10 protein-coding genes and 2 pseudogenes are annotated in these 12,217 nt (G+C 70.4%); 7 read left to right on the top strand and 5 right to left on the bottom strand.

What is annotated here, in order from left to right:
* Window positions 1-210 precede the first annotated feature (210 nt).
* Window positions 211-444 (top strand): annotated as a pseudogene (locus K7G59_RS15970) (transposase family protein); the annotation flags it as partial.
* A gap of 149 nt (window positions 445-593) precedes the next feature.
* The gene (locus tag K7G59_RS15965; protein WP_225834622.1) at window positions 594-1,781 is read left to right on the top strand and encodes a lipase; all 1,188 of its coding nucleotides are present in this window, start codon (window positions 594-596) and stop codon (window positions 1,779-1,781) included.
* A 992-nt stretch (window positions 1,782-2,773) separates the two neighbouring features.
* On the opposite strand, the gene K7G59_RS15960 is transcribed toward K7G59_RS15965, so the two are convergent.
* Together K7G59_RS15960 and K7G59_RS15955 are read right to left on the bottom strand one after the other, a co-directional pair.
* Window positions 2,774-3,517 carry an ABC transporter ATP-binding protein gene (locus tag K7G59_RS15960; protein WP_225834620.1) on the bottom strand — a complete coding sequence of 248 codons (744 nt, stop codon included), beginning with the start codon at window positions 3,515-3,517 and terminating at the stop codon, window positions 2,774-2,776.
* Entirely contained in the window at window positions 3,514-4,602 is a 1,089-nt protein-coding gene (locus K7G59_RS15955; RefSeq protein ID WP_225834670.1) for an ABC transporter permease, read from the bottom strand. Before K7G59_RS15955 ends, K7G59_RS15960 begins: the two co-directional genes overlap by 4 nt.
* Before the next feature lie 173 nt (window positions 4,603-4,775).
* Here K7G59_RS15955 and K7G59_RS15950 point away from each other — a divergent pair, with 173 nt between their 5' ends.
* The 3 genes from K7G59_RS15950 (at window position 4,776) to K7G59_RS15940 (ending at window position 7,445) form a co-directional block, all read left to right on the top strand.
* Entirely contained in the window at window positions 4,776-6,002 is a 1,227-nt protein-coding gene (locus K7G59_RS15950) for a sensor histidine kinase (RefSeq protein ID WP_225834618.1), read from the top strand.
* Window positions 5,999-6,637: a response regulator transcription factor gene (locus tag K7G59_RS15945; RefSeq protein ID WP_225834616.1), complete on the top strand. Its 639-nt coding sequence runs from the start codon at window positions 5,999-6,001 to the stop codon at window positions 6,635-6,637. The genes K7G59_RS15950 and K7G59_RS15945 overlap by 4 nt, the downstream gene beginning before the upstream one ends.
* A 190-nt stretch (window positions 6,638-6,827) precedes the next feature.
* Complete coding sequence (locus K7G59_RS15940) at window positions 6,828-7,445, top strand: NUDIX hydrolase (protein WP_225834615.1); 618 nt, start codon at window positions 6,828-6,830, stop codon at window positions 7,443-7,445.
* Window positions 7,446-8,383: 938 nt separating this feature from the next.
* Here the strand turns inward: K7G59_RS15940 and K7G59_RS35350 are convergent.
* Together K7G59_RS35350 and K7G59_RS15930 are read right to left on the bottom strand one after the other, a co-directional pair.
* A pseudogene (locus tag K7G59_RS35350) lies at window positions 8,384-8,633 on the bottom strand (transposase); the annotation flags it as partial.
* 26 nt (window positions 8,634-8,659) lie between these two features.
* Entirely contained in the window at window positions 8,660-9,529 is an 870-nt protein-coding gene (locus tag K7G59_RS15930) for a class II glutamine amidotransferase (RefSeq protein WP_225834613.1), read from the bottom strand.
* 419 nt (window positions 9,530-9,948) lie between these two features.
* On the opposite strand from K7G59_RS15930, the gene K7G59_RS15925 reads away from it, so the two are divergent.
* Together K7G59_RS15925 and K7G59_RS35345 are read left to right on the top strand one after the other, a co-directional pair.
* Entirely contained in the window at window positions 9,949-10,416 is a 468-nt protein-coding gene (locus K7G59_RS15925) for an SUKH-3 domain-containing protein (RefSeq protein ID WP_225834612.1), read from the top strand.
* Window positions 10,417-10,853: 437 nt separating this feature from the next.
* Entirely contained in the window at window positions 10,854-10,940 is an 87-nt protein-coding gene (locus tag K7G59_RS35345; protein ID WP_374114237.1) for a DUF664 domain-containing protein, read from the top strand.
* Between the two features lie 185 nt (window positions 10,941-11,125).
* Here the strand turns inward: K7G59_RS35345 and K7G59_RS15915 are convergent, their stop codons facing one another.
* Entirely contained in the window at window positions 11,126-11,767 is a 642-nt protein-coding gene (locus K7G59_RS15915) for a maleylpyruvate isomerase N-terminal domain-containing protein (protein ID WP_225834611.1), read from the bottom strand.
* Window positions 11,768-12,217 lie beyond the last annotated feature (450 nt).

Raw genomic sequence — 12,217 nt, 5'->3', positions numbered from 1 at the left:
CGGCGGAACACCCGAAGGAGGAAGAAGCCCCTGGCCACGGCCTCGGGCACCCAGCGGGACTCAGGAGAACTCGCGGGATGTCGCACACTCCAGCACACTCTGACGCGGCGGCGGAGTCTTTCCGCTTCGAGGACACCGGAGGTGCAAGGACTTTGGCCACCATGTCGACACCTTGTAACGCCGGGCGAGCGACGTGCAGGTCCTCGCCATCCCTTCGGCCGGTTGTTGCGGGCCTCACCGGCCTTGCCAGGCGCCGTCCACGACGTCCGCGCGGCTCGCGAACACGGCATCGTCGACGCCCTCGCCGAGGCCGGCATCACGTGCTGGGCCGACAAGGGCTACCGGGGTGCCGACGGCACGGTCCGCGCCCCGTGCTGGGGCCGGGGGGAGACCCTTTCTACCGGTCAGCAGGCGGTGAACCGGTCCCACGCGAAGAACCGCGCCGGTAAGTGAACGGTGAGAACCGATAAATGATCTGACCTTCGACGTCAAGTGATCTAAAATTTCATGAACTTGACGATAAGCAGGCCGGACTATGGCGTTCCCTTTACCATTTCGCAGTGCGCCTCGGGTCCGGCCACGGAAGGAGCGCAGTGCCTCCCGTACGCCCGAATCGCCGTTCCCTCATAGCCGGTGGCCTCGCAGTAGCCGCCGCAGCCGCCGTTCCCCTGTCGGTGCCCACGCCCGCGGCGGCGACCGATCTCATCCCCATCCGGCTGGCCGGGCCGACCGGTCCCCTGCCGGTGGGAGCGGTGGAGCTGCACCTGATCGACCCGTCGCGGACCGACCCCTGGTCGGGGCAGGCGCGCGAGGTGATGGTGACCGTGACGTATCCGGCCGCGGACGTACGTGACCGCGCACTGCTGCCCTGGCTGCCGGCGGGTGCCGAGCGGGCCCTGAAGGCCCGCTTCGGGGGCGCGGTGGACGGCTATGCGCTCCCGAAGACCCACAGCGCGGACCGTGCGCCGGTCCGGCCGGGCCGTCGGCCGGTGCTGCTCCACTCGCCGGGCTACCAGTCGGACCGCACCTACAACACGCTGGTCATCGAGGAACTGGCCTCCTGGGGCTATGTCGTGGCCGCGGTGGACCACCCCTACGACTCGGGCGAGGTGGAGTTCCCGGACGGCCGCGTGGTCGTCAACCGCCCCGACGACGCGAGCGACGAGGCCCGCACGGCCGCGGTCTCGGTGCGCGCCGCCGATCTGCGGTTCGTCCTCGACCAGCTGACCGTGCTGGAGCGGGGCGGCAACCCCGACGCCGGGGAACGTCCGCTCCCGCGCGGGCTGCGCGGAACGCTGGACCTCACGCGGGTCGGTGCCTTCGGGCACTCCCGGGGCGGTGCCGCGTCGGCTTCCGTGATGTATCTGGACGAGCGGGTACGGGCCGGCATCGATCTGGACGGCGCGCTGTACGGGCCGGTGGTCGAGCGCGGTCTCGACCGGCCGTTCCTGCTGATGGACACGGCGGTCCACGACGGGCTGAACGAGGACGGGTCCTGGCCGCCGTTCTGGGCGCAGCTGAGCGGCTGGCACCGCTGTCTGCGGCTCGCGGACGCCGACCACAACTGCTTCACCGACATCGTGGCCATCGCACCGCAGGTCCCCGAGCCGGTGCGCAAGACGCTGCAGATCGGCACGATCCCCGCCGACCGGGCGGTGGCTGCCGTACGGGCGACCGTGCGCGCCTTCTTCGATCTCCAGCTACGCGGCCGCCCGGACGCCGCGCATCTGCTGTGGGGGGCTTCACCGCGCTACCCGGAGATCGAGTACATCGCCGGATAACGACCAGCGCCGGACGTCCTCAGAGTCTCAGCCTGCGGCCCCGCCACAGGACGAAGCCCCGACCATGCCGTCCTTCTGCGCCTTGGCGAAGTAGCCGTAGGCGTTCTGCCGGGGCGGGAGGTCGTACGGCATGTAACGCCGCTGCACCCCAGTGGGGCATCAGGGGGGCGGTCACGTGCTCCTCTCCGTTCGCGAGCAGAACCACCATGGGGTGGTCCTTCAGAGCGAAGTCGGGGTGGGCGTGGGCGAGTACGTCGGCGAGCGCGGCGATGTGGTGGTGGACACTGGCTGCCGTGGGGCGCCCGATGCCGGTGTCGTCGCCGTGTCCGGCCTGTTGAGCAGTCGGACACGGCGGGCGAAGGTGGCTTTCGCCTCTACGCAGATGTCCTCGGGCCGGTGGCCGGTCAACGCGTCGTCGGGTGTGAGGATGCAGGCTTCCCGCATGGGGCCGACGTTCCGGGTGCGCAGGTGGCGGCGCAACATCGGCCACCAGGTGTCGAGTCCGCGGGCCAGGAGCAGAACCGGGATCGCGGCGCCGTCGTGGTCTCGGCAAGGGCCGCGATGGGGTCGCGGATCTGGGGGGAGGCACCACGCTCATGCCGGCCCCGACCAGAGCGGGGTCAGCTTTCAGCAGCACCGCGTCCAGCCCTGGGCCCTCCCGCACCACCGCCGCGTCGGTCAAGGCGGCACTCCCCATGTCCCGGACGGTGACGACACCGTCTTTTCCGGGCCTGGCCGCGTGACAGGCGGTGAACACCTGGTTGGGCGCGATCAGGCAGCCGGTCCCTTACGACTGCTTGTGCTGGTTGCTGACTTCGACGGTCCACAGAACCGTTGCCCCGCCGCCGTCGCCCCGGACCTTGCCGCGGCCGCCCCGCGCCACGGCACGCAAGGCGTTCGTCATCCTCGACGGCACCCTGCTGCCGATCGACCGGATCGTCGCCGGCCACCGACCAGCTGCTGTGGCAGGCAGGCCGGCACGATCCGGAAGGTCATCTCATACTGCGGGCAGTCTGGGTGCGGGGGTGGACCCCTGCGTGGGGCGCACCCTCTTCGCGGGCTGGTGCCGCGAGGTGGAGCCTTCCGTCGTGGACTTCGGCGATCTGGTCGACGGCGGTGAGGTGGGTGCGGTCGTGGGTGACCAGGACGGTGGCGGTGGCCTGCTGGTGGGTGAGGCGGGTGATCAGGTCGATGACGGCGGCGCCGCGTTCGTGGTCGAGGGCGCTGGTGGGCTCGTCGACCAGGAGGACGGTGGGGTCGTTCATCAGGGCGCGGGCGATGTTGACGCGCTGGCGCTGGCCTCCGGAGAGCTGGTGGGGGCGGCGTCCGGCCTGGTCGGCCAGGCCGACCGCGTCGAGCAGTTCCAGGGCGCGGTTCCGGGCGGTGCGGGGTTTGCGGCCGTCGATCTGGGCCATGACCTGGAGTTGTTCGGCGGCGGTGAGGGAGGGCAGCAGGTTGGGCTGCTGGAAGACGATGCCGATCTTGTGGCGGCGCAGTTCGGTGAGCTCGCCGCGGGTCAGGCCGGTGGTGGGGGTGCCGTCGATGGTGACGGTGCCGGCATCGGGGTTGATCAGGGTGGCGGCGACGGCGAGGAGGCTGGACTTGCCGGAGCCGGAGGGGCCGACCACGGCGGTCAGGCTGCCTTTGGGGACCTCCAGGCTGACCTGGTCGAGAGCGGTCAGGCAGGCCTCGCCGTCGGGGTAGGTGAGGGTGATGTCGGTCAGGGTCAGGCTCATCGGGCGCTCCCCAGGGCGGTCAGCGGGTCGACGGAGGTGATGCGGCGGATGGACAGGGCCGCTCCGAGGGCGCCGAGAAGGATCATCACGGCGGCCGGGAGCAGGACGGTGGCGGGGGTGAGGAGGAACGGCACGGCCGAGCCGGCCACGGCGGCGCCGAGGGCGGCGGCGATGCCGGTGCCGAGGAGGGTGCCGCCGGCGAGCAGGACCACGGCCTGGCCGAGAGCGTCCTTCAGGAGGTTGGCCGTGGAGGCGCCCAGTGCCTTGAGGACGGCGACGTCGCCGCTGCGCTGGATGGTCCAGACGGTGAAGAAGGCGCCGATGACGAGGGCGGAGATGGCGAACAGGAAGCCGCGCATCAGTTGCAGGGAGCCGTTCTCGGAGGGGTAGGAGCCGATCGCGGACAGCGAGTCGTCGGTGGCGACCGTCCTTGTGCCGGCCCGCTGGTCGGTGCCCGTCACGTCGACCCGGGACGTGGTGTTCAGGGCGATGACGGTGGCGGTGGGGCCACGGCCGGTGCCGGTGGGCGGCGCGGTCCTCTGCCAGACATCCAGGCTGGTCCAGATGACCGGGGTGTGGCTGAAGTAGGCGTCGCCCTGCACGGCGGCCACCGTCAGCCGCCGCCCGGCCAGAGTGAGCGAGCCGCCGGCTTTCACACCCAGGTCGCCGGCGGCCGCGGTGGACAGCACCACCGCGCTGTCACTGATCTTGCTGCTGTCCGGGGCGAGGCGGGAGCCCGGCTGGACACCGAAGGCGGAGACGGCGGTGCTCTTGTCCCCGGCGGTGGCCTTGGTGGTGGTGATCCCCAGCGGTTCGGCGCTCTCGACGCCGGGCGCCATGGACCACTGCTGCCACTGCTGCTCGGTGACGGTGGAGTTGGAGTACGACAGGTCCTGGCCGCCGCTGGGAGCCTGGAAGGCGATCTTGTCGGCGGGCAGAGACGTGATCGCGGAGATGTTCTGCTGGCCCAGTCCGGCCGTCAGCCCGGACAACAGCCCGACCAGCAGGGTGATCAGCACGATGACAGTCCCCATCAGGGCGAAACGCCCCTTGGCGAACTTCAGATCTCTCCAGGCGACAAACACGGCCTTGGCCTGTCCTTTCCAGCAGTGGAAGCGGTATGCCTCCACCATCGCCGCCGGTCCCCCATGCGCGCGTCTGGCGCACGACGGCACTTCGCGGGCCGAAAGGCGGCACACGGGTTGTAACTTTCGATGGAGGCCCCTCGGATGCCTGCCTCCGTATCCTGGGACGCACTGTGAACACCGCTGCTCCCGCCCTGACTCCGACCACCCGGGCCCTGGCCTGGTGCCTGCACCTGCTGATCATCGGTCTGCTCACCCTGGCCGCCGGCCGGGCCGTGACCGACAGCCGACCCCACGCCGGACTGATCGTCGCCGCAGCCGCGGCATGCGCCGCGGTGTACGCCGCCGGGCCGCTCCTGCCCCGCGTACGCCGCTCCCGTCCCGCCGCCGCCTGGTGGCTGGCTGCCACAGGCGCCGCGTGGCTGGTGCTGCTGGCCCTGTCCCCCGACGGCGTATGGGTGGCCTTCCCGCTGTACTTCCTCCAGCTCCACCTGCTGCCCCGCCGCGCCGGGCTCGCCGCAGTGATGACCACCGCGATGGCTGCCATCGCCGGCTTCGCCGCCCACCAGCACACCTTCAGCCCGGCCATGGCGATCGGCCCCGCGCTCGGTGCCGCCGTCGCCGTCGCCGTGGTGTGGGGGTACCAGGCCCTGTACCGGGAGAGCGAACAGCGCAGACAGCTGATCGAGGAACTCACCGCCACCCGCGCCGACCTGGCCGAAGCTCAGCACACCGCTGGTGTACTGGCCGAACGCGAACGCCTGGCCCGCGAGATCCACGACACCCTCGCCCAGGGGCTCTCCAGCATCCAGCTGCTGCTGCGCGCCGCCGAACGCGCCCTGCCCGGCCAGCCAGACATCGCCACCCGCCACGTCGATGCGGCCCGCCAGGCAGCCGTGGACAACCTCGCCGAGGCCCGCCGCTTCGTCGCCGCCCTCACCCCGCCGACCTTGGAAGGCACCACGCTGGCCGACGCCCTGAAACGGCTGTGCACCACCACCAGCGCCCGACACCGCCTCACCGCCCGCTTCCACCTCGCCGGCGACCCCGCACCGCTGCCGACTGCCTACGAGGTCGCCTTCCTGCGCATCGCCCAGTCAGCTCTCGCCAACACCGTCCGCCACGCCCACGCCACCACCGCCGAGATCACCCTCAGCTACCGCGGTGACCGCATCGACCTCGACATCGTCGACAACGGGCACGGCTTCGACCCCGAGCAGCTGCCCGCCCCCGACCCCGAAAGCGGCGGCTTCGGCCTGGCGGCCATGCGCGCCCGCATGAACGCCCTCGGCGGCACCCTTGCCATCGAGTCCGCCCCTGGCCACGGCACCGCCCTGGCCGCCCAGCTCCCCCTCAGCCCGCCCACCAAGACCGAGTCCGAGACCGAGGCCCGCCCGTGACCGACGCCGCATCCATCCGCCTCCTCCTGGCCGACGACCACCCCGTCGTACGCGCCGGGCTGCGCGCGGTGCTGGAGACCGAACCCGGCCTCGTCGTCGTGGCCGAAGCAGCCACCGCCGAGGACGCCGTCACCCGCGCCGCGGAAGGCGACATCGACGTCGTCCTCATGGACCTGCAGTTCGGCAAGGGCATGGGCGGCGCCGAAGCCACCGCCCAGATCACCGCCCGACCGGGCGCACCCCGCGTGCTGATCGTCACCACCTACGACTCCGACGCCGACACCCTGCCCGCCATCGAAGCCGGCGCCACCGGCTACCTCCTCAAGGACGCCCCGCCCGAAGACCTGGCCGCCGCCGTACGCACCGCCGCCGCCGGACGCACCACCCTCGCCCCCACCGTCGCAGACCGGCTGATGAACCGGCTGCGCACCCCCGGCACCTCCCTGACCCGGCGCGAAACCGAAGTCCTCACCCTGGTCGCCGACGGCCTGTCCAACCAGGGCATCGGTGACCGCCTCCACCTGACCGAAGGCACCGTCAAGTCCCACCTGGCCCGCATCTACGTCAAGCTCGGCGTCGACTCGCGCACCGCCGCCGTCGCCACCGCCACCGCCCTCGGTCTCATCCGCCGCTGACCCGAGCGCGTGCGGAATCCGAGGCTTCCTCGAACGCCGCCGGAAGACGGCGGTCTCCTCCCTCTGGGATGGCTCCCACCGGACCGGTCGTATGCCAGGCGCCGCCGTCCTGCCGCTCTCCTCTCCAGGTGCCCGCGAGGGATGGCGTCGGTCGAGCACGGTTGTCAGCGGCTCCTGCCAGCATGCACAGATGACCTCGACCGATCACCTGCTCACCGCCCCTGACGAGCAGCCGCGTGCCCGCCTTCTCCAACTGCTCGGTGGCATCGAACCCTGGGACGAGCTGGAGCGCATCCATCTGGCGACCGCCACGCGGTGGATCGCAGGCGGAGCCCCGGTCTACCGGACCCGCAAGCCCGATGTTCCGGCGATGCACTTGGTGAGCTACTTCGTCGTACTCGACAACACGCGGGGGCGGCTGCTGCTGGTCGCGCACCGCAAGGCGGGCCTGTGGCTGCCGGCCGGAGGACACGTCGAGCCGGGTGAGGACCCGTGGGCCACGGTGGTCCGCGAATGCCACGAGGAGTTGGGCATCGAAGCCATGGCATCGCCGATCACCGGCGAGCATCCCCTCTTCCTCACCGTCACCCGAACCCGAGGGCAGAGCGCGCACACCGACGTCTCGCTCTGGTACCTCCTCAATGCCGATCGCCACACGATCACCTCCTACGACCAAGGTGAGTTCAACGAAATCCGGTGGCTCACCGACGAGCAGGTGCTCGAGGAACCGGCCGAGTTGCTCGACCCGCACATGCACCGCTTCACCCGCAAGCTGCAGCACGCCCGGACCAGGGGGCACCGCGGGTAGCCTCCTCCGGCTGTGCGCGGTGCCGCACGACCGACACCAGCACCCTTCGCCTCCGCCGACACCACTGCGGAGCCTTGACCGTGAGGGTGGGTGGCGCCCTCGGCACAGAACAGGGCACGGTCCCGGCAGATGATCTCGAGCCCGGGCCACTCGGACAGCCAGGCCGCGACGTGTCCGCCTTCCGGTCCGGCGGGAGGTTCACCGGGCGACGTGGCTCGACGTCGACGACGAGCGCAGTCCCCAGATCCGGCCCTTGGGCTGAGCGCGTATTCGTCCACGCCGACCACCCGGGCGAGGCGGTAGGTGGGATCCGGCAGCAGGGTGATCGGTCTCCGCAAGGTGTTCCGGATGACCTGTCCCCCGCGAGCGTCCACCATCCAGGCTCCGCTCCGCCCCTCGAACGCGAGATCGTGACCAGCGCCGGCCGCAGCCGTTCGGTCCGCCGAACGAACCGGTGGGCGAGTCCGGGCACCTGCTCGGCAGACGTCCAGCGCGGGCGGACCTCCCTCCACACGGATGAACCGCGCACCCGCAACGACACCACAGCGACCTTGCCCGCTGTCGGCAGTTCGCGGGGAAAACGCAGGCAGCAGCCGTGTATCGGCGCCTGCCCACCTCTCGGCACGGGCACGCCGTCGCTCCGCCCGCGCGGACGTCACCCGGATCCTGCGTACCCTTGACGTCTCTTCGCCCCAACGAGTGACGCCGGGAGCGATCGAGGACGTTCGGCCGGAGCCGTGCCGGACACCCGCAGCCGGCAGCTCTGCCCGGTCGTCGGTGATCTTTGCGATGGCCTTGGGGAACTTCGCGCCGTAGGTCTTCGCGCATGCCTCGATCGCCTTCTCGGCGTGGGCCGCCCGGTCCTTGGTGCAGATCTCTCGCATCTACTTCGTCGCGCCGGGCTGTGCGGACTTCGCTGCAACCACCCCGGTGTCGCGCATGCCGCGCCTGCGGCAGTCGCGCAGCAGGTCGGCCCATGACTCGGCGGGCCCGCACAGCCCCTCCGCCAACGCGATCAGCTCCATGGTGCCGTCCAGGCGTACGCCGAGCAGGACACGCACGCACGAGTGCGCCTGGCCGAGCCGTACCTTCGCGTGCACCCCGTCGGCCCACGTACACGTAGTCGGTCTGCGGCAAGTCGCGCTACTGGAAGGCGGCATGGTCGTCCTGCCACTGCTTCGTCAGGCGGTCACGGTCGCCTCCTCCGGCGCGAGTCAGGCGGCTTTCTGGGAGGCGGCGGCGCCGGGGTGCAGGTCGTCGAGGGTGAGCTGGTGTGCCGGAGGATCCGGCAGGACGATCTGGTGGGTGATGTGCAGGTCGGGGTCGACGTGGAGCAGTTCACCGGGTTCCAACGGGCGCCAGTGGGGATTGTCGTCCATGCGTTCGCTGGCGACGACGACCGCGGCCTGATCCGCAAGGTGCGCCGAGTGGATGCGCATGCGGCCGTGGCTGCCGCTGTGGTCGAGGTGGCGGCTGCCGTGCTGGCCGCCGGCCGGGCGCTCGAGGACGTACAGGTCGTGCGTGTCCGGGTAGCGCAGCGCCCACAGCTCTCTCGGGGTGATGAGGATCAGGTTCACTGCGTAGACAGGGAGGTTCGCGGCGATCCAGCGGGCGGCCTGCCGGATGCCCGCGGTGACGTCACCGTCGTGCCGTCGGGTCTCACGGGTGATCAGGGCGAAGAATCGCTCGGAGTCAGTGTCGCCCTGGACCAGCGAACGGTCCTCGCCCAGGTGGTTGTCGAGCTGGTCGAGGCCCTCGATGACCCCGTTGTGCGCGAAGAGCCGTCCGTCCTGCTCGAAGGGATGGGTGTTGTGGATGTCCAGGCTGCCGGTGGAGGCGAAGCGCACATGGGCAACGAAGGTCGCCGACTCCACCTCCCGCGCCTCCTCGGCGAAGGCTCGGTCGTGGTAAGCCGCGATCGGGGCTTTGTCGATGTGCGGGGCACCCCCCGCGTCGAAGTAGCCCAGACCGGTTCCGTCGGGGTCGCGGTGGCTCTGCCGGCTGAGGCTGTCGGGGGCGTCCAGAAGCCAGAAGGTGGCGCGGGTGCGTCGCGGCGCACTGGTGAGGCCGAACAGGCGGCACATGGACTTCCTCCTTGGTTGCCAGACAGCCGGCCTCGGTGCGGGGCACAGGAGCCGGGAGCCCTATGGGCTGCCCTGGGGGGCCACGATACGCAGGACGGCGAGGTCGGTGCGGTTCTTCGGGAGGTGTACGCCGGCACGAGCCAGCCGTGTTCGCGCGGTCGGCGGACACGTCGGACACGCTGAAGTGGTCGCTGCCCTCGCGTACTCGGAAGGCGAAGACGGGTATCCGGCTGCCGCCGACGGTGATCAGCTCGGAAGCCCGTCCGGGCTCCGCGGTCTCCCGGGGCGGGCGCATGGCGACATGGCAGCATGTCTGCTGGACCGCCGGCAGCCGTCGAGCCCAGGCACGGGGAGTTCTCCCTGGGTCTTCTGCTGGGATGAACCGCCGTTCACTTGAAGCCGAGGAGTCGGGGCCGGACATGAGCAGATGGTCGCCAGAGGTGCGTGAGGTGCTGGAGGCTTCGGGGTGGACGGCTGGTCGGCGGGTGGAAACGACCGGTTGGCGGTCCAGGTTCGAGAAGGCGGGCCTCGTCATGCACGACGCCGCGGATGCCTTTCTCGAGGAGTTCGGGGGGCTGACCGTGAGCATCAGTGGCCCCGGGATCAACCGCGCCCGCGAGTCGTTCGAGCTGGATCCGGAGTTGGCTTGGGGCGAGGACGACCGGTTCTCGGAGTGGAGTGACTCCATAGGGAAACGTCTCTTCCCGCTCGGCGAGCTTGATCACGGCCGATTCTTCCTCGGTATCGATGAGGACAGTGAGGTCTACGTCGTCGAGACCTGGGTCGCTGGCTTCGGGTCGATGCCGCAGGCCCTCGAGAACCTGATTCTGGGCGTAGCGCCTCTCAGAATCGATGACGAGCACCAGCCGTCGGAACAGACCCCTTGACTTGCCCATCTGACAGATGCGGGATTCGCTTGCGGATCAACTCGAGGCCTGCGCACGACGTCTGATGCTCATGCACCTTCATTCGGCTGACGTGGCCTTCAACGACGCCGGAGTTCCAGAGCGGGGAGAGGCCGGCAGGCCGCGCCCGCCACCGATCTGCCCAGCGACGGGAACGGCAACTCATCCCCATGTGGCAGTGCCTCGTTCACGGCGCAGCACTGTCGACCACACCACACTCGGGTGGACGATTTCCGGGCGACGCCTCACGGCTTTGCGCTTCGGTCGGAACGAGGGCTCGACGAGGTGACGGCTGCGTGGCAAGCGGAGCGCGCTCGAGGCCGTGAGCTGATCGCTGGCGCATCGCAAGGCGACTCCGGCCGCCTGTCTGAACAGGAAGCGGTCACGTCGGCGATCAGGGAGTCTCCCTGCGCTGGATCATGGCGCACATGATCGAGGAATACGCACGTCACAACGGTCGTGCCGATCTCGTCCACGAGCAGATCGACGGAGTTACCGGCACATGAGACGTACTTGCGCGGTCGGAAAGGACTGCACAAGCGGCCGGCTCCACCTCTCAGCCGGCGGCGGCCTGCTCAGCAGGGCCTTGTGTGGCCCGGGCGGCAGGCCAGCCGATGGACCGACGAGGGCGACGAGAATGTGGTGGTGAGGCCGCTCTTGCCCGAGGACGGTGAGTCAGCGGGGCGTGCTCCTAGAGCGCCGAGATGGACGCTGGTGCGCGTTCGGCGCGGCTCAGTGCGCGCAGGACGTCGGTCGCGCCGTGTCGTCGCAGCGCGATCCGCGACAGCAGATCCACGACCGTCTCGACGGCCTGGGCCGGGAACTCGGGCGTCGGCAGCCCGACGCTGTACGCCAGGTCGTCGGAGTGGACAACGAGTTCCAGGAGCCGACTGGTGACGAAGTCGTCGAAGGTGATCGACCATGGCCCCCAGGTGGGCCGGCGGACCAGGCGATCCGGCGCGGTGCGCAGGGTGCCGCGCAACTCCTCGACGCACGCTGCGACTCGCGCGGCCAGCGCGGCGGGACCGTCAGCCGCCTCGTCCTCGCCGCCAGACCGGATGGCCTGGTTGAACGGTGTGTCGAGGTCCGAGCCGATCCAACTCACCTGCGCGTAGTACTCGTGGATCGAGATGGCAGGCTCGGAAGGTGCCGGTTCCGCCAGCATCATGGGGATGAAGAAGACCTGCCCGGCCAGGTGTCCCGCCAGCCCCTGGACACTCAACTTCGGCAGTGCGGAGGGCTGGTGCCAACCGCCGCTGACCTCCGGTGCGGCCAGCAGCTTCGCCGCCGTGTCCGCCACGCTCAGGTAGAGCTCCCTGACCTGCGTCCCCATGCCGTTCCCTTCCCGATGACAAATGTCTGGCGGGTCAACCTTGTGAACATGCGGAGCATTCCCACGACACAACTCGTGCTGTTTCCAAGCCCCTTGAGCTTGCTGCCGGAAGGTCGTCCCGGTAGCCGCGGGGCCGGGCCGTCCCGCGCCGGAACCCGGGGCCTCCTCAAGCCGGAATGACACTGGCGAGCCGGGAAGTGCGCACCGGAGTGCAGCGCGTCGTCGGTCGGCGCGCGCTGGGCGACGAGGGCAGTCAACGACGGCAATGAGACGGTGCCGACCGTCTTCGTGGTCGGCCAGTGGCCTACCAACCCCGATCCTGGATGGGTGCCTGCGGCGCAACCAGCCCTGCTCTTCCGCGTGATCAGGAGCGGTGCCGTGCCGGAGAGGCACACGCGACGACGCATGGGCCGAAGACTCCCGAGGCGTAGCGGGTGTGGCCCGGTTACC

Source organism: Streptomyces sp. NK08204 (genome assembly GCF_020400585.1).
Lineage (GTDB): Bacteria > Actinomycetota > Actinomycetes > Streptomycetales > Streptomycetaceae > Streptomyces.
This window is presented reverse-complemented; position numbering and strand designations above follow the sequence as displayed.

Excerpts from the sequence above, each read along its gene's own strand:
- K7G59_RS15960 (WP_225834620.1), bottom strand. The coding sequence starts at position 3,517 with ATGAGCCTGACCCTGACCGACATCACCCTCACCTACCCCGACGGCGAG.
- K7G59_RS15940 (WP_225834615.1), top strand. The coding sequence starts at position 6,828 with ATGACCTCGACCGATCACCTGCTCACCGCCCCTGACGAGCAGCCGCGT.
- K7G59_RS15930 (WP_225834613.1), bottom strand. The coding sequence starts at position 9,529 with ATGTGCCGCCTGTTCGGCCTCACCAGTGCGCCGCGACGCACCCGCGCC.
- K7G59_RS15925 (WP_225834612.1), top strand. The coding sequence starts at position 9,949 with ATGAGCAGATGGTCGCCAGAGGTGCGTGAGGTGCTGGAGGCTTCGGGG.
- K7G59_RS35345 (WP_374114237.1), top strand. The coding sequence starts at position 10,854 with ATGGCGCACATGATCGAGGAATACGCACGTCACAACGGTCGTGCCGAT.
- K7G59_RS15915 (WP_225834611.1), bottom strand. The coding sequence starts at position 11,767 with ATGGGGACGCAGGTCAGGGAGCTCTACCTGAGCGTGGCGGACACGGCG.